Raw genomic sequence first — 2,479 nt, forward strand, 5'->3', positions numbered from 1 at the left:
CGTCGGGGCTGACACTCACTTTGACGTTGTCGCCGTCGGTGATCTCGCCCGCGAGCAGTTCCTTGGCGAGGGAATCGCCGATGGCCTGCTGGATCAGCCTGCGCAACGGGCGCGCGCCGTAGGCGGGGTCGTAGCCGCGCACGGCCAGCCAGAACCGGGCCGAATCGCTGACCTCCAGCTTCAGCCTGCGCTGCGCCAGCCGCTTCTGCAGCTGCTCGAGCTGGATGTCGACGATGTGCTCGAGCTGCTCCTCGTCGAGCGCGTGGAACATGACCACGTCGTCGAGGCGGTTGAGGAACTCCGGCTTGAAGGCCGAACGCACGGCGTTCATGACGAACTCGCGATCACCGCCCGCGCCCAGGTTGGAGGTCAGGATGAGGATGGTGTTGCGGAAGTCCACCGTGCGGCCCTGGCCGTCGGTGAGCCTGCCCTCGTCGAGCACTTGCAGCAGGATGTCGAACACGTCCGGGTGCGCCTTCTCGATCTCGTCGAACAGCACCACCGTGTAGGGCCTGCGCCGCACCGCCTCGGTGAGCTGACCGCCCTGGTCGTAACCGACGTAGCCGGGCGGGGCGCCGACCAGCCGGGCGACCGAGTGCTTCTCGCTGTACTCGCTCATGTCGATGCGGACCATGGCGCGCTCGTCGTCGAACAGGAAGTCCGCCAACGCCTTCGCCAGCTCGGTCTTGCCGACGCCGGTGGGGCCGATGAACATGAACGAGCCGGTCGGGCGATTCGGGTCGGCGACACCCGCGCGCGCCCGGCGCACCGCGTCGGACACCGCCTGCACGGCCTCGGTCTGGCCGACCACACGGCGGCCCAGCTCGTCTTCCATGCGCAGCAGCTTCTGCGTCTCCCCTTCCAGCATCCGGCCCACCGGAATACCGGTCCAGGAGGACACCACCTCGGCGATGTCGTCCGGGCCCACCTCCTCTTTGAGCATCACCTCGCCGTCTCCCGCTGTGGCGGAGACTTTTTCGGCCTCGGCGAGCTGCTTCTCCAGCGCCGGGATCCGGCCGTAGCGCAGTTCGGCCGCCTTGCCGAGGTCACCGTCGCGCTCGGCGCGCTCGGACTCGCCGCGCAGCGCTTCCAGCTGCTCTTTGAGCGTGCGCACCTGATCGATCGCGTTCTTCTCGTTCTGCCAACGGGTGGTCAGCTGGTTGAGTTTCTCGCGGTCGTCGGCGAGTTCGGAGCGCAGTTTCTCCAGCCGCTGCTTGGAGGCCTCGTCGGTCTCCTTGGCGAGGGCGACCTCCTCGATCTCCAGCCTGCGCACCGCGCGCTCCACCTCGTCGATCTCCACCGGACGGGAGTCGATCTCCATGCGCAACCGCGAGGCCGACTCGTCGACCAGGTCGATCGCCTTGTCCGGCAGGAACCGGGAAGTGATGTAGCGGTCCGACAGCGTGGCCGCGGCGACCAGCGCGGAGTCGGTGATGCGCACGCCGTGGTGCACCTCGTAGCGCTCTTTGATGCCACGCAGGATGCCGATGGTGTCCTCCACCGACGGCTCGCCGACCAGCACCTGCTGGAAGCGCCGTTCCAAGGCGGCGTCCTTCTCGATGTGCTGGCGGTACTCCTCCAACGTGGTCGCGCCGACCAGGCGCAGCTCGCCGCGGGCCAGCATCGGCTTGATCATGTTGCCCGCGTCCATCGCCGATTCACCGGTGGCGCCCGCGCCGACGATCGTGTGCAGCTCATCGATGAACGTGATGATCTGACCCGCGCTGTTCTTGATGTCCTCGAGCACGGCCTTGAGCCGCTCCTCGAACTCGCCGCGATACTTCGCGCCCGCGACCATCGCGCCGAGATCGAGCGCGACGACGGACTTGCCGCGCAGCGACTCCGGGACGTCGCCCGCCACGATGCGCTGGGCCAGGCCCTCGACGATCGCCGTCTTGCCGACGCCCGGCTCGCCGATCAGCACCGGGTTGTTCTTGGTGCGCCGACTCAGCACTTGCACCACCCGGCGGATCTCGGTGTCCCGGCCGATCACCGGATCGAGCTTGCCCGCGCGGGCGGCGGCCGTCAGGTCGGTGGAGTACTTCTCCAGCGCCTGGTAGCTGCCCTCCGGATCGGGGCTGGTCACGCGAGCGCTGCCGCGTACCGCGGTGAACGCCGAGCGCAGCGCGTCGGCGGTGGCGCCGTACTTGCGCAGCAGCATCGTCACGTCGGAGTCGCCCTCGGCGAGACCGACCATCACGTGCTCGGTGGAGACGTACTCGTCACCGAGCTCGGTGGCCAGGCGCTGCGCCGCGGTGATCGCGGCGAGCGCCTCGCGGCCCAGGTTCGGTGTGGTGGTGGCGCCGGTCGCCCTTGGCAGCCGGTCCACGATGTCCTGTGCCTCGCCTCGCACGGTCGCCGGATCCGTTCCGACGGCCTTCAGCAAGGGCGCGGCGATGCCGTCGGTCTGGTCCAGCAACGCCACCAGCAAGTGCGCCGGACGAATCTCCGGGTTGCCCGCGGCGGAGGCCGCCTGCAG

1 protein-coding gene is annotated in these 2,479 nt (G+C 69.0%); it reads right to left on the reverse strand.

Going from position 1 to position 2,479, the window contains the following annotated elements; genetic code table 11:
• A partial coding sequence (gene clpB / locus GVY64_RS36810) for an ATP-dependent chaperone ClpB (RefSeq protein WP_159851291.1) occupies positions 1–2,479 on the reverse strand: 2,479 nt, incomplete at both ends.

Origin of the sequence: Nocardia sp. CY41, from assembly GCF_009829325.1 — a bacterium.
Lineage (GTDB): Bacteria > Actinomycetota > Actinomycetes > Mycobacteriales > Mycobacteriaceae > Nocardia.